This window comes from Pseudomonas sp. M20 (assembly GCF_045037865.1).
Classification (GTDB): Bacteria; Pseudomonadota; Gammaproteobacteria; order Pseudomonadales; family Pseudomonadaceae; genus Aquipseudomonas.
This window is the reverse complement of sequence record NZ_CP173611.1, coordinates 6166274-6189139: the sequence shown is the minus strand read 5'-3', so window position 1 is coordinate 6189139 and position 22866 is coordinate 6166274. Positions and strand designations below refer to the sequence as shown.

Annotated in this window: 19 protein-coding genes; 4 read left to right on the top strand and 15 right to left on the bottom strand. The window is 60.5% G+C overall.

The genetic code is table 11. The annotated features are described in order from the left end of the window. Nucleotides 1-28: 28 nt before the first annotated feature. Nucleotides 29-580 carry a cytochrome b gene (locus tag ACI514_RS27540; RefSeq protein ID WP_160059742.1) on the bottom strand — a complete coding sequence of 184 codons (552 nt, stop codon included), beginning with the start codon at nt 578-580 and terminating at the stop codon, nt 29-31. A 321-nt stretch (nt 581-901) separates the two neighbouring features. On the opposite strand from ACI514_RS27540, the gene ACI514_RS27535 reads away from it, so the two are divergent. After that, nucleotides 902-1399 carry a hypothetical protein gene (locus ACI514_RS27535; protein ID WP_160059743.1) on the top strand — a complete coding sequence of 166 codons (498 nt, stop codon included), beginning with the start codon at nt 902-904 and terminating at the stop codon, nt 1397-1399. 369 nt (nt 1400-1768) lie between these two features. On the opposite strand, the gene ACI514_RS27530 is transcribed toward ACI514_RS27535, so the two are convergent. After that, nucleotides 1769-3538, bottom strand: a complete 1770-nt coding sequence (locus ACI514_RS27530) for a flavin monoamine oxidase family protein (RefSeq protein ID WP_405122724.1) — start codon at nt 3536-3538, stop codon at nt 1769-1771. Nucleotides 3539-3761: 223 nt separating this feature from the next. On the opposite strand from ACI514_RS27530, the gene ACI514_RS27525 reads away from it, so the two are divergent. Further along, on the top strand, nt 3762-5168 hold the full coding sequence (locus ACI514_RS27525; protein ID WP_160059745.1) for an adenosylmethionine--8-amino-7-oxononanoate transaminase: 1407 nt from the start codon (nt 3762-3764) through the stop codon (nt 5166-5168). A 143-nt stretch (nt 5169-5311) separates the two neighbouring features. Continuing rightward, nucleotides 5312-6031: a 16S rRNA (uracil(1498)-N(3))-methyltransferase gene (locus tag ACI514_RS27520; protein WP_007913710.1), complete on the top strand. Its 720-nt coding sequence runs from the start codon at nt 5312-5314 to the stop codon at nt 6029-6031. Nucleotides 6032-6162: 131 nt separating this feature from the next. Here the strand turns inward: ACI514_RS27520 and ACI514_RS27515 are convergent, their stop codons facing one another. Next, nucleotides 6163-6780 (bottom strand): hemolysin III family protein, encoded by a 618-nt coding sequence (locus ACI514_RS27515; protein ID WP_047596560.1) that lies wholly within the window; start codon nt 6778-6780, stop codon nt 6163-6165. Nucleotides 6781-6942: 162 nt separating this feature from the next. Between ACI514_RS27515 and ACI514_RS27510 the strand changes: the two genes are divergently transcribed. Continuing rightward, nucleotides 6943-7863, top strand: coding sequence for a LysR substrate-binding domain-containing protein (locus ACI514_RS27510; protein ID WP_405122723.1), 921 nt, complete (start codon nt 6943-6945; stop codon nt 7861-7863). A 190-nt stretch (nt 7864-8053) separates the two neighbouring features. Here ACI514_RS27510 and madM read toward each other — a convergent pair whose 3' ends face one another. The 12 genes from madM to ACI514_RS27450 form a co-directional block, all read right to left on the bottom strand. Then, entirely contained in the window at nt 8054-8818 is a 765-nt protein-coding gene (gene madM / locus ACI514_RS27505) for a malonate transporter subunit MadM (RefSeq protein WP_064388097.1), read from the bottom strand. A gap of 1 nt (nt 8819) precedes the next feature. Then, complete coding sequence (madL, locus tag ACI514_RS27500; protein WP_038358777.1) at nt 8820-9236, bottom strand: malonate transporter subunit MadL; 417 nt, start codon at nt 9234-9236, stop codon at nt 8820-8822. 65 nt (nt 9237-9301) lie between these two features. Next, nucleotides 9302-10222 (bottom strand): malonate decarboxylase subunit epsilon, encoded by a 921-nt coding sequence (gene mdcH, locus ACI514_RS27495; RefSeq protein ID WP_160059746.1) that lies wholly within the window; start codon nt 10220-10222, stop codon nt 9302-9304. Further along, nucleotides 10219-10839 carry a malonate decarboxylase holo-ACP synthase gene (locus tag ACI514_RS27490; RefSeq protein WP_405122722.1) on the bottom strand — a complete coding sequence of 207 codons (621 nt, stop codon included), beginning with the start codon at nt 10837-10839 and terminating at the stop codon, nt 10219-10221. The genes mdcH and ACI514_RS27490 overlap by 4 nt, the downstream gene beginning before the upstream one ends. Next, nucleotides 10833-11618 (bottom strand): biotin-independent malonate decarboxylase subunit gamma, encoded by a 786-nt coding sequence (mdcE, locus tag ACI514_RS27485; protein WP_160059748.1) that lies wholly within the window; start codon nt 11616-11618, stop codon nt 10833-10835. Before mdcE ends, ACI514_RS27490 begins: the two co-directional genes overlap by 7 nt. Next, a complete protein-coding gene (locus tag ACI514_RS27480) occupies nt 11615-12466 on the bottom strand; it encodes a biotin-independent malonate decarboxylase subunit beta (RefSeq protein WP_405122721.1) in 852 nt (283 codons plus the stop codon). Before ACI514_RS27480 ends, mdcE begins: the two co-directional genes overlap by 4 nt. Then, nucleotides 12459-12758: a malonate decarboxylase subunit delta gene (locus ACI514_RS27475; RefSeq protein WP_007913697.1), complete on the bottom strand. Its 300-nt coding sequence runs from the start codon at nt 12756-12758 to the stop codon at nt 12459-12461. The genes ACI514_RS27480 and ACI514_RS27475 overlap by 8 nt, the downstream gene beginning before the upstream one ends. Further along, entirely contained in the window at nt 12758-13630 is an 873-nt protein-coding gene (locus tag ACI514_RS27470) for a triphosphoribosyl-dephospho-CoA synthase (protein ID WP_160059750.1), read from the bottom strand. Before ACI514_RS27470 ends, ACI514_RS27475 begins: the two co-directional genes overlap by 1 nt. Continuing rightward, nucleotides 13630-15300, bottom strand: a complete 1671-nt coding sequence (gene mdcA, locus ACI514_RS27465; protein WP_093429846.1) for a malonate decarboxylase subunit alpha — start codon at nt 15298-15300, stop codon at nt 13630-13632. The genes ACI514_RS27470 and mdcA overlap by 1 nt, the downstream gene beginning before the upstream one ends. Before the next feature lie 322 nt (nt 15301-15622). Further along, nucleotides 15623-15988, bottom strand: coding sequence for a DUF6124 family protein (locus ACI514_RS27460; RefSeq protein ID WP_077574893.1), 366 nt, complete (start codon nt 15986-15988; stop codon nt 15623-15625). Between the two features lie 504 nt (nt 15989-16492). After that, nucleotides 16493-16963: a chemotaxis protein CheW gene (locus ACI514_RS27455; protein WP_123593604.1), complete on the bottom strand. Its 471-nt coding sequence runs from the start codon at nt 16961-16963 to the stop codon at nt 16493-16495. Further along, nucleotides 16956-22865 (bottom strand): Hpt domain-containing protein, encoded by a 5910-nt coding sequence (locus tag ACI514_RS27450; protein ID WP_405122720.1) that lies wholly within the window; start codon nt 22863-22865, stop codon nt 16956-16958. The genes ACI514_RS27455 and ACI514_RS27450 overlap by 8 nt, the downstream gene beginning before the upstream one ends. Nucleotide 22866 lies beyond the last annotated feature (1 nt).

Here is a 22866-nt window from a genome sequence, read left to right as displayed (position 1 = left end):
TTCTTTTCCTTTGAGTCGAGGTTGAATTTCAGGCTTTGCGACCGAGCATTCGCGTCAGGGTCGCATCACGATCAATAAAGTGGTGCTTCAATGCTGCCAACGCATGGAGACCGGAAAAAATTACCAGCGCCCACGCCAGCCAGAGATGAATCACCCCAGCGGTATCTGCCTGATCCGGTAGCCCGGAAACCAGTGCAGGAACTTCAAACAGGCCAAACACCGGGATCCCGACACCGTCTGCGGTGGAAATCAGGTAACCGGCAAGCATTACAGCGAACAGCGCCAGATACAGGAACCCGTGGCCGAACTTGGCGCCGATACGGGTCATGCGGCTGTAGCTTTGCAGCGTCGGCGGCGGTGGGCTGATAAAACGCCACAACACCCGCAACACCATCACACCCAACAGCACCAGGCCGATGCTCTTGTGCAGATCCGGCGCGTCTTTGCGCCAGCTGCTGTAGTAATCCAGCCCGACCATCCACAGGCCCAGCGCAAACAGCCCGAAGACCACCAGCGCCACGCCCCAGTGCATGAAGATGCTGACCCAACCATAGCGCGAAGAAGAGTTACGTAGCTGCATTGCCCAAATCCTGTGAGAACTGCGAACCAAGACTAGCGAGATATCTATCGAATTAAAGCGGAAAATTTCGCTTTGAAATATCGAGAAATACGATCAAGAGTCTGGAAGTGACGTGTTAAGGAAAGATTAAAGGCGATTTTGTCGCGCAATACGCAGCTCAGGGCGGCCGATTCTCGCTGCTCGCTCACCGCTCCCCGGAGAAGACGCCGCTCAGGAAAATGCCGCAGACCGATAGTTTCCACTCAATAACTATGTATCGCTAATTGCTCCCCTGCACCTGATCAAATGAAAACTCAATCATTCATTGAATAGGTGAACAACATGGCGCTTCGTTACACCGCCTTTCAAGCAAGTGGCACTTCCGAGCTACCACCAAACCAGACAATGTCTCCGGGCCAATACTTGCAGTCCGAAAACGGTCGATACCGTTTGTTATTGCAGAGCGATGGCAACCTGGTGATGAAAGAAGGTGAAGCCGTAGTCTGGATCGCCGATAACAAGCAGCCTTACAGTGCAACTTTGCATCCAAAGAAGATGCGTGAGCCACTGCAATTTGTTGTCAGTAATAACGGTTTCCTCTTCGACCCTTCCCGACGGCGGCTATGGATTGCGGAAAGCACTCATAGCCTCGAAAAGTCCCTGTGGTACAACACGTACATGTCCATCCAGGACGACGGTAATCTGGTCATCTACGACCAGCGTAACGGCAACCTGCGTTGGGCTCGCTTCGGTTTTGTCCCCGGGCGGATTCGAAAACCCAAGCAACGCTGGCTCAGAAAGTTACCGAGCGGCACCGAGTTTTTCAAATGGGAGTTTTAACAGGCCCGAGTTTTTTGATTGATCAGTTCGTGAAAACCGGCGGCGGCTGCAAGCAGTCCGCGCTATATGGATCTATCTTGCATTGATGGGCAAGTTCAGCGCTATATCCACCAGGAAAGAAATGCCCATTAGCACAGCCGGAAAGTGTCATTAACAGAAGTATTGCCGTAAGTCTTTTCATCGAGCGCCTCCAATTTTTTCAAGCATAAATTTGGAGATCAGGCAGCCGCTATCATTTCGTTCTGATTATTTTGTGGGAACTGTCCTGCGCAGCGGTAAGCCCTGAGACTGCTTAGAGAAGGACTTAAGTGCATGCTTCATGGCAAAAAAAACGCGGCCCTCATGGCCGCGTTTTATTGGAACAAAGGCTTATTGCGCCTTGGTCTCGGTCGTTGCAGCAGGCTTGGCAGCTGGCTTCTTCGTCGGCTCAGCCTTCTTCGCTGCCGGTTTCGCTGCAGACTTTTTCGCCTCGGTTTTAGCCGCAGGCTTCTTCACCGCTGGCTTGGCCGCTGCTTTCTTCGCCGGTTCAGCTTTAACCGGCGCAGCAGGCTTCGGTGCTTCCACCGGAGCTGGCGCAGGTGCCGGGGTCGGCGCAGGTGCTGGAGCAACCGGCGCTGGAGTCGGCTCTGGAGCCTTCACTGGCTCAGGCTTCTTCTCTTCATCCGAACCGCCGAACAGGTTGCTGAAGAAGTTGCCCTTCTTCGCCGCCACGGCACCCGCCGCGCCTGCCGCTGCTGCAGCCGGAACCACTTTCGCCGGTTCAAACGATTTGCCCGCCGCCAAATCTTCAACCTGACTGGCTGCACGCTGACCGGTGCGCAGTGCGCCCTCCAGCGTGCCCGGGTACAAGGTGTCGGTGTGTTCGCCGGCGAACGTCACGCGTTGCAGCGGACGTTCCCACAGGCGCCAGAACTTGCTGATCTGGCCCGGGCCGTAAGCCAGGTAAGCGCCGCCCATCGACGGGTCGGTGCTGTAGCGACGGATTTCATAACCGGTGAACGAGCCACGGGCCTGTGGATAAAACGCGTGCAGACGAATCAGCACCTGATCGACCATCTGCTTGTCGCCGAACGCCTGCATCACGCGGGCATTGTCGCCGGACAGGTTGATCACCACGTTGGCGCCGCCCTTCAGCGCAGGTTCAATCCAGAGCATGCCAAGACCGGTGTTGCTATAAATCTCGCCGGACATGCGCGCCTTGCTTTCCCACACCGGCGTCTTGAACTTCAGCATGATCTGGTCGCGCCAGCCGTAGTTGGTGCCCTTGATCGCCGCCAGATGCTGAGCATCCAGCGCTGGGGTCAGGGCAATCTTGTTCAGCGCACGCAATGGCACAGCCAGCACAACGTAGTCAGCCTGATAGCCAACGCTGCCGACCTTGACGGTCACGCCATCCTTGTCCTGAACGATCGCGGAAACTGGCGAGTTGGTCTTGATGGTTTTGATCTGTTTGACGAACGCCTGCGCCAGCACCTGGCTGCCGCCGACCAGACGCGAAGCGCGCAGGTCACGGTCGGAGATACCGCGATAGACGCGGTTCTGCTGGGCGAAATACAGCAGCGACAGACGCGAAGGTTCGTCGTAGTGAGTGCGGATGTCCTGGTTGATCAACTGACGCGCAGTGGCCGGCAGGTTCTGCTTGTCGAGCCAGCTCGATACGGTGATCTGGTCCAGTGCGTGCAGGGTGCTGGTCGCCGCCGGGTTCTGCGGATCGTCGATCGAACGTGCCAGATCGTCGAGGGTTTTCTGGTAGCGCTTCAGGGCATCGGCGGTGGCCGGTTGCTTGGTCGCCAGATCAGCGGCGGAGAAATACTCGCCGTCGATCAGGTAGCCCGGGGTACGCACGAACTCAGGTGCCGGCGTGGTGCCGAGCTTGAACGTCGAGACGTACTTGTTCAGCACCGGCTGGGTCTTGTCGTTGCCGATCCACTCGCTGGTGGCCATGCCCGAACGACCGCCCAGGCTCGGCTTGGCTTCCAGCAGCGTGACCTGCCAGCCCTTGTTTTGCAGTTCATAAGCGGCAGTCAGGCCCGACAGGCCACCGCCGATCACGATTGCAGTTTTATCCTTGGCCAGCGCTGTAACGCTGAATAGCCCCAACATCACTAGCGCACAGGCGCGCAGCCAACCGACAGACATTCAGCGAACTCCGGAAATACACGTAGGAAAAAGCACTTTTGCGGGTCAGACGCCCCAAAGAACCGCGAAGAATACGTTAGCCATCAAAACGCCGCCAGCGACGTCTATCGGCTCATACAAAGTAGCTCAATCGACACAATGGGTTGTCCCCGCGCGACGCATTGCATAGGCTTGCGCGATTGTTTGCCCGCGCCTGACGCGAGCCGCCTCGAGGAGACTGTAAATGGGCCTGAATAACCAGTGGATGCAACGCGACCTCGCGGTGTTGTGGCATCCCTGCACCCAGATGAAAGACCACGAACAGCTGCCGCTGATCCCGATCAAGCGCGGCGAAGGCGTCTGGCTCGAAGACTTCGAAGGAAAGCGCTACCTCGACGCCGTCAGCTCGTGGTGGGTCAACGTGTTCGGCCACGCCAACCCGCGCATCAACCAGCGCATCAAGGATCAGGTCGATCAGTTGGAACACGTGATTCTGGCCGGCTTTAGCCATCAGCCGGTGATCGAGCTGTCCGAGCGTTTGGTGAAGATGACGCCGCAAGGCCTGAACCGGGTGTTCTACGCCGATAACGGTTCGTCCTGCATCGAAGTCGCGCTGAAAATGAGCTTTCACTATTGGCTCAATCGCGGCCAGCCAAACAAGAAACGCTTTGTCACCCTGACCAACAGCTACCACGGCGAAACCATGGCGGCGATGGCGGTCGGTGACGTGCCGCTGTTCACCGAGACCTACAAAGCGCTGCTGATGGACACCATCAAGGTGCCGAGCCCGGATTGCTACGGACGCCCGCAAGGCATGAGCTGGGAAGAGCATTCGCGCAGCATGTTCGCCGCCATGGAACAGACTTTGGCTGAGAATCATGACAGCGTCGCGGCAGTGATCGTCGAGCCGCTGATTCAGGGCGCTGGCGGCATGCGCATGTATCACCCGGTTTATCTGAAGCTGCTGCGCGAGGCATGCGACCGTTATGGCGTGCATTTGATCCTCGACGAAATCGCCGTTGGCTTTGGTCGCACCGGGACGATGTTTGCTTGTGAACAGGCTGGCATTCGCCCGGACTTCCTCTGCCTGTCGAAAGCCCTGACCGGCGGCTATCTGCCGCTGGCCGCGTGCCTGACCACCGACGAGGTCTACAGCGCTTTCTACGACGACTATCCAACCCTGCGCGCCTTTCTGCATTCGCACAGCTACACCGGCAATCCGCTGGCGTGCGCGGCGGCACTGGCGACGCTGGATATCTTCGAGCAGGACAACGTCATCGAGAACAACAAGGCCCTGGCCCAGCGCATGGCCTCGGCGACGGCACACCTGGTCGATCACCCGAACGTCTCCGAAGTGCGCCAGACCGGCATGGTCCTGGCCATCGAAATGGTCAAGGATAAAGCCACGAAAGAGGCCTACCCTTGGCAGGAGCGTCGTGGTTTGAAGGTGTTCCAGCATGCGCTGGAGCGTGGCGCGTTGCTGCGCCCGCTCGGTAGCGTGGTGTATTTCCTGCCGCCGTACGTGATCACCCCGGAGCAAATCGACTTCCTCGCTGAAGTGGCTAGCGAAGGCATCGACATTGCCACCCGTGACAGCGTCAGTGTGGCCGTGCCAAAAGATTTCCACCCGGGGTTCCGCGATCCGGGCTGATTCAAAATTTTTGGCGCCTGAGCTACCGCTTTCGCGAGCAGGCTCGCTCCCACAGGGGAATGCATTTCAAATGTGGGAGCGAGCCTGCTCGCGAATGAAGTCGACACCGATCCAACTGATTCACATCTTTCCAGAGACCCGAAATGAGACTGTCCCGCTTCTTTATCGACGCCCCCCTGAGCACCGGCGAACACGAATTGCCGGAGGCCCAGGCGCATTACATCAGCCGCGTGCTGCGCATGGCCGAGGGCGATGCGGTGCAATTGTTCGACGGTTCTGGCCATGAGTTTCGCGGCGCCCTGCTGGAAGTCGGCAAGAAGCGCGTGACCGTGCAGATCGACGAGCAATTCGCCGGTCAGGTCGAATCGCCGCTGCACATCCACCTCGGCCAGGGCTTGTCCCGAGGCGAGCGCATGGATTGGGCAATTCAGAAAGCCACCGAACTGGGCGTAAATGAAATTACGCCGATCTTCAGTGACCGCTGCGAAGTCCGCCTCAAGGACGAACGCGCCGACAAACGCCTGCTGCACTGGCGCCAAGTGGCGATCAGTGCGTGTGAGCAATGTGGTCGTTCGCGAGTGCCGGTGATTCATCCGCCGGTGTTGCTGGCGGACTGGATCAAGCAGACCGAAGCGGAGTTGAAACTGGTGCTGCACCCGGTGGCCGAGCCGTTGGTGAGTCATGCCAAACCGGCGACGCTAGCGTTCCTGATCGGGCCTGAGGGCGGTTTGACGGATGCCGAAGTCGAGCAGGCCAAAGGCAACGGTTTCCACGCCGCCCGCCTCGGCCCGCGGGTGTTGCGCACCGAGACGGCGCCAGTGGTTGCACTGGCAGTGGCCCAACAACTCTGGGGTGATTTCTAAATCCACAATTGGAATACGTTCCCCTGTAGGAGTGAGCCTGCTCGCGATAGCGGTCTATCAGTCAAAAACACTGTTGACTGGCCGGACGCAATCGCGAGCAGGCTCACTCCTACAGGGGGATGGTGGCGTCTCTAGAGGACATAAAACAGAATCGCGACAAAGTGCAGCAAACTCCCCGCGATCACGAACAAATGCCAGATCCCGTGCGCATGCCGCAACCGGTGATCCAAAGCAAAAAAGATAATCCCCACCGTGTACAAAACCCCGCCCGACGCCAGCCAGGCAAAACCTGTCGTGCCCAGCGCCGCAATCAACGGCTTCACCGCCACCAATACAATCCAGCCCATCACCGCATAAATCACGATCGACAGAATCCGCGCTTCCGAACGCGGTTTGATCTCTTGCAGGATGCCGATCAACGCCAGCCCCCAGACAATCCCGAACAACGTCCAGCCCCACGGCCCGCGCAGGGTCACCAGGCAGAACGGCGTGTAACTGCCGGCAATCAACAGGTAGATCGAAAAGTGATCAACCTTCTTCATGATCGCTTTCTTGCGCCCGCGCACGCTGTGGTACACGGTCGAGGCGCTGTAGAGCACCAGCAAGGTAAACGCGTAAATCGCCACACTGACAATCTTCCACGGGCTGCCATCGAGGCTGGCAATCACCAGCATCCAGACGCCGCCGATAAACGCTGCCACTGCCCCGACCAGATGGGTCCAGGCGTTGAGTTTTTCTCCGTGATACATGTATTGCTCACCTCACATTCGTTACCGCAGCGCGCAAGGCTCGGGCCTTGAGCGTAAAAGCGCAATGTTTCTGTTGAACACGATCCCCTGGAGGAGCTGCCGAAGGCTGCGATCTCTTGATCTTCCGTGCACAATCGGCCGATACCAAAAAGAGTCCGCGCCATGCTGATCGACGAAGAATTGACCCTGAAAAAACTCGAGGTGTTCCTCGCTTTCATGCGCACCGGCAACCTCGCCCGCGCCGCTGCCGAGTTGCAGACCAGCAACGTCAGCGTGCACCGCGCCATTCATTCGCTGGAAAGTGCCCTGCGCTGCCCACTGTTCAAACATGAAGGCCGCAACCTGACGCCGCTGGAAAGTGCTTACGTGCTGGAAGAACGCGCGCAGAAGCTGATCAATGACGTGGTCGAAAGCGTGCGCCTGACCCGCGAAGCCGCCGGGTTCTCGGCTGAACGCTTCAAACTCGGCTCGCTGTACTCACTGACCGTGAAAACCGTGCCGCAACTGATCATGGGCCTGAAGATCCGCCGCAGCGAACTCAACATCGACCTGATCCTCGGCTCGAACATCGATCTGCTGTACAAGCTGAAAAACATGGAAGTCGACGCGATTCTGGTGTCGCTGGATGACAGCATCAACGACCCGGATTGCGAGCAGATTGCGCTGTTTTCCGACGACATCTTCCTCGCCACACCGGCAGATTCAAAGTTCGCCCAGCGCAGTGAAGTGGATCTGGCTGAGGTGCGCGATGAAACGTTCATCACCCTGACCCAGGGCTTTGCTACGCATCAGGACGGTAACCGGGTGTTCAAGCAGGCGGGGTTCGAGCCGAAGGTGGCGATGCAGGTGAATGACATCTTCACGCTGCTGAGCATGGTCAGCTCGGGGGTGGGTTATGCGTTGCTGCCGGGGCGGATTGCGGCGGTGTATGAGAATCGGGTGAAGCTGATTCCGCTGCAGGAGAAGTACCGGTTGCAGCAGCACATTGGTGTGGTGTTTTTGAAGGCCAAGGAAAGGGACCCGAATTTGCTGGCGTTGTTGGCGGAGTGTCGGATGTATGCCAATCGGCAGTTAGTGGATTAACAGCAGATCAAGAGCTTACCCCCTCACCCCAGCCCTCTCCCCCAAGGGGTAGAGGGGGAAAGGGAGCAGATCGGGGAGATTTCAAGACCTGAGTTCGACTCGGAAATTTCAGGTCGGCGTACCTCCAACATCCAACGCGGTCAGTCCCCTCTCCCTCCGGGAGAGGGCTAGGGTGAGGGGCTTTTGATTTTCAGCCCACAATCCCGCGAACAATGAAGAACAACAACGATGGCCCCAGCAAGCAGCCAAGTCCGGTATGAAACGTAGCCGTCAACGCCCCATAAGGCACCAACCGCCGATCCGTCGCCGCCAGCCCCGCCGTCACCCCACTCACCGTCCCGGCCAATCCACCAAACACCATCGCCGAACGCGGGTTATCCAGGCCCATCCAGCGCGCCGCGACCGGCGTGCCGACCATCACCAGAATCGCCTTGATCAACCCGGTGGCAATCGACAGCGCCATCACATCCGAAGTCGCGCCAATTGCCGCACCGGTCACCGGCCCGACGATATAAGTCACCGCGCCCGCGCCAATGGTGGTCATGCTCACCGCATCACGATAACCGAACGCCCAAGCCATGCACGCGCCGACAATGAACGGCAGGATCGTCCCGAGCAACAGAGCGATCACACCAATCATCCCGGCCTTCTTCGCCTCGGTCGCCTGCACTTCAAACGCCGTGGCCACAATCGCAAAGTCACGCAGCATCGCCCCGCCCATCAGGCCGATGCCGGAGAACAACGTCAGATCCGCCAGACCTTTCTGGCCACCGGTCATGGTGCCGCCGACCCACGCCAGTACCAGCCCGATGACGATGGCAATCGCCGAACCGTGAATGCGCCCGAACGTCAGGCGCTTGGAGAGCACCACTGACACCCACATGATGACGCCGACGAAGGCGAATGCGGTAACCAGCCCGTTATGTTCCAGACCTTTCTCGATGAGATCCCACATATCAGCGACCTCCTACTGGCGTGCCGACCGGGGAGATTTCCGCCGGTTCATCAGGCAATGGCTCGCCTTTATGCGTGCGGCTGATCAAGGCAATCGTGCAGCCACAAACCACCACCGAACCAATCGCCGCCAACACCGCCACCGGCCCACCGTGCAGCGCAGTGACAACGTTTTGTTGCGCAGCCATCGCCACCACCACAGGAATGTACATCGCGCCCCAGAAGCCGACGCCCATCTCGCATTCCTTGGTCATCCCACCGCGTTTCTGCATCCACAACCGCGCGCAGATCAACAGGATCATGGCGATGCCGACCCCGCCGACATTGGATTTGACGCCCAACAACACGCCGAGCATGTCACCCATGATCACCCCTGCCAGCGTACAGATCGCGAGCAGCGCCACACCGTAAATAATCATTGTTGTAGTCCTCAAAGTGCATCGTCGAATGTTGTTTTTGTTGTTCGAAGCTTGAGTCGGCGGTTTTAGAGTTGGCGGCCACCCTCCTCTCGTAACAGCGCCTGCAAGGTGTCGAGGCGCGCACTGTCAAAGGCAGTCACGGTGCCCTGCTCGAACACCCGGCGCGCCAGCCCGGTCAGCACCGCACCGGGCGGCATTTCGATCTGTAAACGCACGCCGCGCTCGTAGGCGCTTTGCACGGTGCCGCGCCAATCCACCACGCGGCACATGTTGAAAGCGAGGTCGTCGCGCAGCGCTTCGACGTTGATCACCGGACGCGCGCGGCTGCCGCTCAGGTAAGCGATTTTCGGAGTCCTCAATTCAACTTTGGCGAAGGCCTCGGCGAGGGTTTGTGCAGGTGCCTCCAGCAGCGGACAGTGCGACGGCACGCTCACCGCCAGACGTTTCGCCAGACCAGCGCCACGACTGCGCGCCAGTTCGGCTACGGTTTGCATCGCCTCATCACTGCCGGCAATCACCACTTGGTTGTCGGCGTTGATGTTGGCCAGATACACCGGCGTATCCTCGCTGTGCACCTGCGCCAGCAGCGTTTCGACTGTAGATAACTGCAGGCCGATAATCGCGGTCATGCCGTAGCCTTGTGGATAAGCCTGCTGCATCAACTCACCGCGCAGGCTGACCAGATGCAACGTATCGCTGAAGCTCAAAGCGCCGGCAACCACTGCTGCCGGGTAAGCGCCGATGGACAGGCCGGCGACGTAGTCCGCCGTCAGTCCGTCCTGCAACAACTGCCGCGAAGCAGCGACTCCGGCGATCAGCAGGCAGAGCTGAACCGCCCTTGTCGTGCGCAATGCTTCGCTGGAATCGAGCAGCAAAACATCCTCACCAAGCACATCGCTGGCCTCGACCAAGGTCTCGCGGGGCAAACGCTGAAGCATTCCCGCCTGCTGCGCGCCCTGGCCGGGGAACACCAGCAAACTGCTCACGCTGCCTGCTCCTGCGGATTCCACGGATCGATCACCAGGCAAGCCTGATGGGCATTTTTCAGCAGCACGCGTGCCGAACCGCTGGCCCATTCACGCAAAGCCACAGCACCAAACGGCGTCTGCAATTGCAGGTCGACCCGGCACACAGCTTGATCGAAAAGCTCCACGAGTTTGCATGCCTGATTACGAGTGATCAGTTGCGGTGTACGCAGAATCAAATCGAGGTCACTGGCCGTGTGCATTGCGGTAAAACCACTGGCCAATTCAAACCCGACACTGCCGCTGACACCCCAGACCCAACCGCAATCGTCGAGCCTCGGCCGCAGTTGTTTGAGTGCCTGAATCACTGGCAAATCGCGCTCGCTGTCGACATGACAAAGCGCTTCCGGACTGACGCGACAGGCAATCGAATCGACCGCCATAAACGCCGCCAGCCGCTGTTCGCGCGACACACCGCGAACGCCGACCGCGACAAAACCTTCAGCGCTCAACGCCCGCCGCACCACCACCGGTTGCCCCCTGGCCAATGACGCGACTGCCCACAGCGGCGCATCCGCCGGCAACTGCGCCGGGGTCATACCCCAGAGCAGATCGTGGGCCAGAGGCGTGTTCACCACTGCGCCCTCAGCAGTTCGCGTACACGGCTGGAAGCAGCACGATTCTTCGCGCCGAGACGATTGCTCAAGTCAGTGCTGGAAATATCGCCGATGGCTTGCTTGAGGCATTCCTTCACCCGTGCCAGATCCTCCGCCGTCGGCTGTTCAATCTGCTCAACCGACAGGGTTTCCCAAAGCAATCCGAGGCTCGCGTAACTGTCAATGTCATAAGCCATCGGCGGCACACTGGCGGCCAGCGCTTCCAGCTCTTCAACACTGCGCAACGTCACCCGCGCCGCCGACGCCTTGCCCATCGCATGCACCATCACGCCGGGATCGCGCAGCGCGATCAAACGATTGGCCTGATAACCGTGCGCCAGAAACGCCCCGGACATCGCCTTACCGACCAGCAACGCAATCACCGGATGCCCAGCCAGACGCGCGCGGGCATAACTGTCCGCCGCACCGGCCAGTGCCTGATGAATACCGAGGGCTTCTTCACGCCGACCATAAGCCTGGCTCGGCACATCGACGATGGCGATGATCGGGCGTTTCTGCGCTTTATCACGATCAGCAGTGATCGCGTCATCCACAGCCTTGGCCAGACCCCAGCCTTCAAGCAAGCCGACCTCGCCGTTGCGAGCGCGAGGAAAACGATTGTCCGGGTCAGCCACCACAGCGATGAAACGCCCCAGCTCACCGTCAGCAACCTTCAACGAGGCCGGCAGCCCTTCGACCGCGACAGCGCCCGCGCTCAAGGCGTTGAACCAGTTCAAACCGCGCAATGAATAACCGCTCATGAGCGCTCTCCTTGATACAGATCGCGAACCACCGACGGTTCGATTTGCGGGTCAGTGTTCAGACTGCTCAACTTCTGCAGAAACCATTCGGCACGTTGACTGCGCGGTTGCTTTGGCAAACCTTGCTGGAGCAATTCACCGACCTGCTGACGAATCTTCGCCACGTCATCGGCGACATAACGATCCACCAGACCACTGGCGAACCGCTGCTCGCCACCGGTCAGACTCCAGATGAACGGCCGATCGCGGGAGTCGTATTCTTCGATCCCGGCTTCTTGCTCGATCACCTGCGGGCCGTTCAAACCGAGACGTGCTTCCTGAGTCACCAACAGATAGCTGCACAGCGCAGCGGCAATGGACATACCGCCGAAACAACCGACGCTGCCAGCCACCACACCGACCACCGGTTGGTACTGCTGCAAATCGACAATCGCCGCATGAATATCAGCAATCGCCGCCAACCCAAGATTGGCCTCCTGCAAGCGCACGCCGCCGGTTTCCAGCAGCAACACCGCGCGCGTCGGAATGCCTTTACGGTTGTCTTCAGCCGCCAGCTCCAGCGCTCCGGCAATCTTCGCCCCGCCGACTTCGCCAAGGCTGCCGCCCTGAAATGCACCTTCAATCGCGGCAATGACCACCGGCAAACCATCGAGGCTGCCCTTTGCGATTACCACGCCGTCATCGGCCTGCGGCACCACGCCCTGACGTTCCAGCCACGGCGACATCACCCGTTGAAACGGATCGAGCAATTCGCGAAAGCTGCCGGCATCGAGCAAGGCTTTCGCCCGTTGCCGCGCGCCGAGTTCGACGAAGCTGTGTTTGTTGAGCAACGCTGCGCTGTCAGTCATGGCCGATCTCCTCGAAACCTTGTTCCAGACGCAAGCGCACCACCCCCGGCGTCGCGCCGAAATCGTGGATATCGATGGCCATCGCCGGCGGCGTGGTGCCGTCGAACATCCGTGCAAACAGGTGCTGCCAGCGCAGCTGCGCGCCGTTGACCGAGGTCTGCACATTGATCGTCAGCTTGCCGGCCAGACCCGGTTCGATCAGCACTTCTAGATCACCCGAGCCGACACAACCGACCAGCGCGCGACCGCGTGGCGGCTGCCCGGCGGGGAATTCAAACGATAGGGTTTCCATCAAAACGCTCCCTGAGAGTTGCCGTCGCGCTCGATACGGTCGAGCAGCAGCGTGGCGGCGAGCAAGTCGGCGGCGCCACCGGGCGAGGCATTCAATGCGATGAGTTGTTGATCCAGTTCGTGCAAGCGACGGCGTCCGCTGAGGCTGGCGCTGCCACCGGCGTTGAGCACCGCTTGCGCGCCGGACTGCATGGCGTGCAGACCCTCTTCGCCGGCGCGGTAAAGCACGCAGGTGTCGGCGAGGTTGGTCATGATTGCGAGCAAGGCGTCGAGCCGGGCGTTCTGTTCGCCGTGGCTCTTGGCGCGGCTGCGTTTGAGTTGTGGCAGGCCGCGTTGCAGCACCGAAGGGAAGCCGAGTTGCGCTTCTTCGCGAGCGCCACGGGCGCCGTAACGCAGGGCGACTTGGGCGCCGTGGCTCAACGGTTTGGGTGCGTGGCGGTCATCTAGTAAGGCTAGGCGCGCGGCGCGCAGAGATACCGCGTTGGCGCTGGAAGATTGCGGTTCCAGTGCAGCGGCCGTCACCAACAGACCCAAGGCCCAGATCGCCCCGCGATGGGTGTTCACACCGTTGGTGGTCGCGAGCATCGATTGCTCACCTTCACGACCAATCCGGCCAATCGCTTCGCGCAACGTTGAATCGACTTCGCCGATTGCAACCGCCGCTTCCGCCATTTCCTTGAACGCCGGCCACAACGACAGCGCCGAAGCGTGCATCAGGCCCAGGTGCAAATCGGTGTGCGCGCCATTGCCGCGACGGTCGACCAGCGCCGGTTTCGGCGACAGATCCGCTTCGTCGATCAGCGCGTCCACCGCCAGATCAGCCAATCGATCAGCCAGGGACAGCGGTTTCGCTTGCAGGTTAAGTGCGTGCATTACCAGCTCCTGAATTTCGCGGGCGGGTTGTACAGGCCGCCGGACCACTCGACCAGATCGGCCACGCTCTTCGCTGCGAGCAGTTCGCGAGTGGCGTCGGTGCGGCGGATGCCGAGATCTTCGGGCAAAGCGATCAGGCCTTCGCGGCGCATGCGTTCGGTGTCTTTCGGGTTGTGGCGCAGGCCGATGGCGGTGACGCCGGCAACCGCGGCGATCATCGCCTGACGTTCTTCCAGCGAGCGCGCCTTGTACAGGTAGGCGATGCCTTCTTCGGTGAGCAGGTGGGTGACGTCGTCGCCGTAGATCATGATCGGCGCCAGCGGCATGCCGCTTTTCTTCGCCACTTCGACCGCGTCGAGGGTTTCGACGAAGGTCGGTTTGCCGCCCTCCTGGAAGGTCTCGACCATTTGCACCACGAGTTTCTTGCCGCGTTCGAGCATCGGTTGCTGCGAATCGTCATGACGCATATCGAGCCACGCCGGGGTGCCGTGACGGCGACCGCGCGGGTCATGGCCCATGTTCGGCGCACCACCGAAACCGGCGAGACGGCCACGGGTGACGGTCGAGGAATGGCCATCGCCATCGACCTGCAACGTCGCGCCGATAAACAGATCCACCGCGTACTGCCCGGCGAGTTGGCAGAACATCCGGTTGGAACGCAGCGAGCCGTCGCGGCCGGTGAAGAACACGTCGGGGCGCGCGGCGATGTAGTTTTCCATGCCCAGCTCAGTGCCGAAGCAATGCACGCTTTCGACCCAACCGCTCTCGATTGCCGGGATCAATGTCGGGTGCGGATTCAGCGTCCAGTTGCGGCAGATTTTGCCTTTGAGGCCGAGGGATTCGCCGTAGGTCGGCAGGATCAATTCGATGGCGGCGGTGTTGAAACCGATGCCGTGGTTGAGCGACTGCACGTTGTGTTTTTCGTAGATCCCGCGAATCGCCATCATCGCCATCAACACGTGCACAGGCTTGATGTGCCGTGGGTCGCGGGTGAACAGCGGTTCGATGTAGAACGGCTTGTCGGCGACCACGACGAAATCGACCCACGACGCCGGGATATCCACGCGCGGCAGTTCGCTGACGTCGTCGACCAATTGGTTGACCTGGACGATGACGATGCCGTCGCTGAACGCGGCGGGTTCGATCAGTGCCGGCGTGTCTTCGGTGCTCGGGCCGGTGTAGATGTTGCCGGCGCGGTCGGCCATGAACCCGGCCGAGAGCACGACGTTGGGAATCAGATCCACTACCAACCGGGCGTAGAGTTCGATGTAGGTGTGGATCGCGCCGATTTCCAGCAAGCCGTCTTCGAGCAACTGGCTGATGCGCAGGCTCTGGGTGCCGGCGAAGGAGAAATCGAGCTTGCGGGCGATACCGCGTTCGAACAGGTCGAGGTGCTCGGAGCGGCCGACGCTGGGCATGATCATGTGCAGGTCGTGGAGCTTTTCCGGGTCGGCCTTGGCCAGCGAGCGCGAAAGAAAATCCGCCTGCTTCTGGTTGTTGCCCTCCAGCACCACACGGTCGCCGGGATGAATCAGCGCTTCGAGCGCGGCGACGATCTTGTCGGTGGGCAACACCACACCGTCGGCCAGCCCGCGCACCTTGTCGAGGCGGCGCTGCTTCTCATCACGCCGCCGCGTCCAGCGCGAGTCGGGGGAAATTGTTGTTGTCATGCTCACTCCACGGGGTTCGCTGTCGTGGAGCTAAGGTAGGCGTGTGGGGTGGGGGCATCAATCAAGCGCGGTGGTGAATCGTTACGCTCAGGGTAATGATCAAGAGCCGCCCTCACCCTAGCCCTCTCCCGGAGGGAGAGGGGACCGATTGGGAGATATTCGGGAATCGCGCCGACCTGGGAATGTTGTACTGAATCCAGAATTTACCAGGTTCACCAGATCCATAATCGACTCGGTTTTTCAGGTCGATGTATGACGCCAGACCCCTCGGTCGGCCCCCTCTCCCTCCGGGAGAGGGCTGGGGTGAGGGTCAGCTTTTTCGCTACTCCGTCGGCACCAACCTATCCAACAAACGATTGACGGCCATCTCCGCCACCATCACCACCTGCGCAATACCCTGCACAGTTTTGCGGTGCGTACCTTCAACCATTGCCGCATGGTTGTTGAGCATCACCGTAGCCGAGCCGAGGGTTTCACTGGCGTCGGCGAGCAGGGATTCGGTGTCGGCATTGGGATTGGCCATATACAACGTGTTGGGGGTGTAGGGCGTGGCCATCAGGTCGGCGTTGGTCGGGCCGAGGTAATGGTCGAGGGCGCGCTCGGCGGCTTCGTGGAATTTCTTCGAGTCGGGGGATTCGTAGGGGGATGCGGGATCTGCGAGCGGGGGGTTAGGCGTAGGTTTAATCATCTTCAGGTTCCGAAATTAAGCTGCAACCGCTTCTCTGCTAAAAGAAGGGGTGGCAGCTGAACGCAGGTTAGCAGACCGGGGAACCTAAGGAAGCCGGCGCGCCGAAGCGCCCTGCGCACAGCCGCCATCGAATGCAGGCGCTGAGCCTGACGATGATGCATGTGCACCCTTAGATTAACCACAGGCTGCTAAACCCGATCACTGGGAATCAGTGACGGAATCAAGTTACGCAGCATGCCCAAGGCGCACAAGCCGGCGGATTCTGGTGCATGCGTAGGCAGCGGCGCAAGGATTTGTAGGCTAGGGAGCCGTAACACCGGGTGTCTTTAAACAACGCGACTAGAAGGCGTTTATTGCGCACAGAGATTGAGGATTTGTCTGTCGGATTTTGGTGGATGCCGCAGGCGCTATCGCGAGCAGGCTCACTCCTACAGGGGAATGCATTCCAACTGTAGGAGTGAGCCTGCTCGCGATGAGGCCAGTCAGGCCAATGCAAACTCCGGATCAGAAGACCAGCCCCGCCTCCACCAACAACTTCTCCAGCCCAAGCAAGTCAGGCACCTTCGCCACCTGTTCACCCACTTGCACCGCCGCCTGCTCCAGCGCACACAACGGCACATCGACATAACTCAACTGGCTATCAAGCTTGTACGAACGCGGAATCCCCTGCACCAGGAGCGCAATGAACTTCAGCTCCGGCAACCCGCCGAGGGCATTGAGGATGACAATCCGCGCGCGCTCGCCAATGACGATTTTCTGCCCGCAGGCCGACTCGAAACTCAGCAGCGGAATCTGCCGCTCACGCCACGTAACCTTGCCGAGATACCACGGCGGCGTGTCCAGATCGAAGGCGCTGGCCTGGTAATCAATCAACTCAGCGACAGCGACGTTAGGCAGGATCAAATTGCGATCCGCCAACGGCAGCAGCAACCCGGTCAGCTGACTGCTGCGCTGATTGTGCCGGCGCTCATGCATGTTTCTTGCTCCACTGGGCAATGCTTTCAAGCAATACCGACTCTTGATACGGTTTGCCGAGGTAGTCGTTGACGCCAATCGCCATCGCTCGGTCGCGGTGTTTCTGCCCGGTGCGTGAGGTGATCATAATGATCGGCAGGTGCTGCAGGCGTTCGTCGTTGCGCACCTGGGTGGCGACTTCGAAGCCGTCCATGCGCGGCATTTCGATGTCGAGCAGCATCAGGTCGGGCATGTGCTCTTCGAGCAGCAGCATGGCGTCGACCCCGTCCTTGGCGGTCAGCACGTTCATGCCGTGGCGTTCGAGCAAACGGCTGGTGACCTTGCGCACGGTGACCGAGTCGTCGACCACCATCACCAGCAGCGGTTTCTGCGGTTCGCTGTCGATCTCCAGCAGCGTCGGTGGCTGCGCAACCCGCGCTTGCATCGCGCGAATCGGTGCGAGCAGATCGAGAATCAGCACCACTCGACCATCGCCGAGAATCGTCGCCCCGGACACGCCCTGCACTGCCGCAAATTGGGCGCCGAGGCTCTTGACCACGATCTCGCGGGTGCCGGCCATGGTATCCACCAGCACCGCGATGCGCCGGTCGTTGTAGTGCACCAGCAGCACCGGCAATGGCAGATTCTGGCCGAGCAGTTTCGGCCGTGGCGCGGTTTTCAGCAGTTCGCCGAGGTAGCACAGTTCATAGGTCTGGCCGCCATATTGGTAGCGTGGCGGATCAACCCGGAAGTGAGCTTCCAGATCATTCGGCAACACGCGAACAATGCCTTCGATGGTGTTCAGCGGAATCGCGTATTGATCCTCACCACACTGCACCATCAACGCGCGATTGACCGATACGGTGAACGGCAGCCGAATGCGAAAATGCACGCCCTGCCCCGGCACCGAGTCGATGCTCATGCTGCCGCCGAGTTGCCGCACTTCTTCGTGCACCACGTCCATGCCGACGCCACGTCCGGAAATCTGCGTGATCTTTTCCGCTGTGGAAAACCCCGGCTGAAGGATGAACTGCAACACGTCGCGGTCGCTGATTTCGGCTTCCGGCGCGAGCATGCCGCGCTTGATTGCCTTCTTGCGCACCGCTTCCAATGGCACCCCGGCGCCGTCATCGCGAATGTCGAAAACGATGTCGCCGCCCTCGCGGGACAGGTCGAGGCTGATCTGCCCTTGCGCCGGCTTACCCGCTGCCAGCCGTACCTCGGCGGACTCCAGACCATGATCGACGGCGTTGCGCAGCATGTGCTCCAGCGGCGCGGCCATGCGCTCGAGCACGTTGCGATCCATCTCGCCTTCAGCGTTGCCGACGACGAAGGCAACGTCCTTGTCCAGCTCTTCAGCGACCTGACGGACGATGCGTTTCAGGCGCGGCAACATGCGCTCGAACGGCACCATGCGCGTACGCATCAGGCCCTCCTGCAATTCGGTGTTGATGCGGCCCTGTTGCTGCAACAGGTTCTCGGCGTCGTGGTTGCGGCGGTCGAGGGTTTCCTTGAGGTCGAGCAAGTCGGATGCCGATTCGAACAGCGCTCGCGACAATTGCTGCAACTGCGAATGGCGGTCCATTTCCAGCGGGTCGAATTCTTCGTAACCGAGGCGTTCGGCGTCGACTTGCTGGCGGCTGAGAATCCGCCCCTGGGTTTCGGTGTCGAGACGGCGCAGCTGATCGCGCATCCGTTCGATGGTGGTTTCCATCTCGTTCAGGGCGATCTGTGCGTCGTTGACCTGCTGTTCGATACGGCCACGGAAGATCGAGGTTTCGCCGGCCAGATTGACCAACTCGTCGAGCAGTTCGGCGGAGACCTTGACCATGTCCGCGCCAGCGTCGGCAGCCGGCGGCGCCGCGTCAGCCTTGACCGGAACAGTTAGCACTGGCGGCGTTTCTATCGTCGCCGGGTGGCTGAAATTCTGGATCGCGTTGATCAGCCGATCGGCCGGTGGGCACGGTTGCCCGGCGCGCACGCCATCGAGCATTTGCGCCAAACGATCATGCCCGCGCTGCACCAGTGCAAACAGCTCCGCCGACGGCTGCAACGCGCCGCTGGAAAGACTTTCGTAAAGGTATTCCAGCTCATGGGCAAGGTCGCCGATCGGGCCGATCTCGACCATTCGCGCGCCGCCCTTGAGGGTGTGCAGATCGCGCAGCAGGGTTTCCACTTCCTGACGATTGCCCGGCTCCGCCTGCCAGCGCAGCAGCGCGGCGCCGGAGTTTTCGATGATGTCGAAACCTTCTTCGAGGAAGATTTCCAGCAGCTCCGGGTCGTGGCCAGCGCTGTCATGATCGGCCGCTGGCTGGGGCGTTTCGCTGACGGTCTGGCCTTGACGCACCTGACGCAGGGTTTCGATCAAATCCTGCGCCGGGGTCAGTGGCTGATGTTGTTGCAGTTGTTCAAGCAGCAGCGCCAAACGCTCATGACTCTTGAGCAGCAGACTCCTCAAGGTTTCGCTGTAGTTGCAGCGACGATCGACCAGACCTTCGTAAAGGCTTTCCAGCTCCTGGGCCAGATCGCCGATGGCCTCGACTTCGGCCATCCGCGCGCCGCCCTTGAGTGTATGCAAATCGCGCTGCAACGAGGACAGCGGCGCAACGTTGTCCGGGTCGTTCAGCCAGCGCTGCAGGGCTTGGCCTGAGCTGTCGAGAATGTCGACCGCCTCTTCGAGGAAGATCTCGACAATCTCGTCATCGGGTTCAAGCGCCGTTGCCTTTTGCTGCAACTCAGCGGTGGCGCTGCCCAGTTCACGGATGCTCAGGGTGCGGCTGCCATCGCTGCGAATCAGGCCCATCGACGAAGGATCGAGGCTCTCATCAAGCAGATCATGCAGCGCCCGAATACGTTCGGGCTGCGGCGTGACTTCCTGGCCGGCAGCCAGTTCGTCGAGCATGTTGATCAGCGCTTCGTGAGCGTTTTGCGCTTCCTGGAAAAACCGTTCACTGACCGCCAGGCTGCTTTCTTCGACCGCGCCATACAGGTCGAGCAAGGCTTCACACAGCACGTCGACCGGCAGCAGATCGGCCATGTGCGCGCCTTCGCCGAGGGTGGTCAGTTCATCCAGCAAGGCGCTGAGTTCCTGACGCTCGCCGGGGTGTTGCTGCCAGCGTTGTAGCAGGCTCTCAGCATCCAGCAGGATATCCATGCCTTTAGCGAGGAAGTTATTGATCAGTTGCGGATCGCGCTTGATCCGCAGGCCGGTATTGGGCGCATCGAGGATCGACGCCAGACGCTCGGCGAGCAGGGTTTCCGAGCGTTTGATCAGCGACTGCGCACCGACAATCGGTGCCAGCGGATCATGCTTGAGCTGACGCAGGCCGACGCGGAACAGGCCCTCGGCTTCGAGGAGCAATTCCACTTCGTCGAGGTCCAGCGGCAACTGGTGCGCCTTGAACTCGCGGGCCAGTTGATCGAGCGGTGCAGCGAGTTCGGCAATCGGCAATACGCCAGCCATCGAGGCGCTGCCCTTGAGCGTATGCAAGGCGCGCTGCAACTCGTCGCTGGCTTGCAACGGCACGTGTTCGGCGGCCTGATCAAGAAAACGATTGAGACTGGCTAGGTGGGTCTCGGCTTCTTTGCGGAAGATTTCCAGCAACAGCGGATCGAGCGCCGCGACATCGTCGACGTCTTCGGCAGCCAGCGGTTCATCACCCTTGGCCAAGGCGTGAGCACGGGCAGCGAGTTGGTCGACATCGCTGCGCTGCCGTTGGCTGTTAGTGGCGAATTCGCTGATCAACTCGGGCAGCAACAGCACGGTGTCGGTAAGCAGTTGCTGCACCACCGAGCCGGGTTCGACGCTTTGTTCGAGCACGCGGTTGAGCAGGTTTTCCACTGCCCACGCCAGCTCACCGAGGATCAGCGCGCGGACCATGCGCCCGCTGCCCTTGAGGGTGTGGAAGGCGCGGCGCAGTTCAGTCAGCGCGTCACGATCCTGCGGATTGGCGGTCCAGCGCGGCAGGTATTCGTGGAGGACTTCGAGGACCTCGTCGGTCTCCTCAAGGAACACCTCGCGCAGCTCATCGTCGACCGGTTCTTCATCGGCCGGCGGCGGCATCAGGTTGCCGGGTGTAATCAGTGCAGGCGGATTGACCGCTGACACCGGGCTGGCCAGAACATCGGCCAGCGACTGCACGATTTCCGGGTCATCAAGCGCCTGCATGTCCTGCATCACCAGCGCTTCGCTGGGGCTGAGCACGTCGTCGAGTACCGGCACATGCTGTGCGCCGGGCTGCTCATCGGGAAAAAAGCCCAGACTAGCGAGGGATTTCTGCGCCACATCCAGCAGTTGTTCGCCCGCTGCCTGTGGGTCATCGCTCAAGCGTTCGAGGTAGTACTCAAGGCTGCTGATGACATCCGCCAGACGATCGAGTTGTTCCCAACCCGGCTCATGCGGATCGAGCAGCAAATGTTCGCGGATAAACCCGGTGCACGCCTCGACCAGACTCGCCGCCCGGCTCAGCGGAATCATCGCCAGTGCCCCACGCACCTGAGTCAGCAACGCCGGCAACGGTTGCAGGTGCTGGCGATCCCAATCGGCGTCGATGTAGTCGACGATCATGTCCTTGGCCTGTTGCAGGCAGATGCGTGCTTCCTTGATGACGATCTGATGGATCTGCGTCAGGTCGGTGGTCGGCAGGCGCGAATCTTCCGGGCTTTCCGGCTCGACGGTGCCGACCATTCCGGCCAGCGTTGCTTCGACATAAAGCAGCGCACCGGCAACGTCCATCAGGATCGCGTCATTCGGTTCGCGCTGGCCTTGGGCAAGGCTGAGCACCACGGCCAATTGATCGATGATCACTTTGCGCGGCTGGCCAAAACCGAGCACGGCGAGGGTGTCGGCAATCTGTCGCAGCGGTGCGAGCAGGCTTTCCAGATCCGAGGTGTGCTGGCGGTCGCTGCGCACGAACAGATCGAGGCGCTCCTTGACCCGCACCAGTTCTTCACACAAGGCAGCCAGCACCGAGCGCATCGCATCGCGGTCGGGGCCGGCCAGGCGCGCGCGTTCTTCGTCGACCATCGCGCTGTCGGGCAACGCGTCGTCCAGCGAGTAGCGATCTTTCATGGTCAGCATCTGCCCGGTGGGATGTTCGGCTTTGGCAATATAGAACAACAGGCTTTTCAGCAGCTCCGCAGGCGCCGGCTGATTGAGCCCGGTCATGCCCTGCTCGAGCAGGCGTTTGAGTTCTTTGTCGGCGTCCTTGAACAGGCTGCGCAGCGCCGGGCTGTTGGCGATCACGCCTTCGCGCATGCCTTCGACCAGCGCCGAGGCGACTTGCCACAGCGGGCTCAGCGGCGAATCACCGCTCAGCGCTTCGAGGCGGGTGAAGACTTTGGCCAGATAACCGAGGTGGGTCTGGTCATCCTGCTCGCGCAGCAAACCGACCAAAGCCATTTGCAGCATCTGGCGCAGTTTGCGCAGCACATTCGGCAGTTCCGCCGGTTCCAGCAGTGCCAACGTCTCTACGCTGAGCGGCGGTAATTCGGGTAATTGCGGGCTGAACAGGCTGGTTTCCGAGAGCAGGCTTTCGCCCCGGGCGCTGCGCAGATCGTTGATCAACGGCAACACCACCAGCGGCAAATCTCGGCGGGCGCTCTGCACACGGTCGAGGTAGATCGGCAATTGCCCAAGGGCTTGCAGCAACAGATGCAGCGCTTCGTCGCGATAGCTGACGCGTTCGTGCTGCAGGGCTTCGACCAGATGTTCCATTTCTTCGGCGAGCAAGGCTGCGCCGTAGAACTCGACCATCTGCAGGCTGCCATGGACCTGATGGATGTAATCCAGGCACTCGTCCAGCCCGGGAAAAACCTGCGGATCATCGAGCACGGCTTCAATCGCCTGATGCGCCTGCTTCAGCGTTTCGGCAATTTCGCCTTTGACCCATTCGAGGGCCACATAGTCGTGCCGATCACCCATA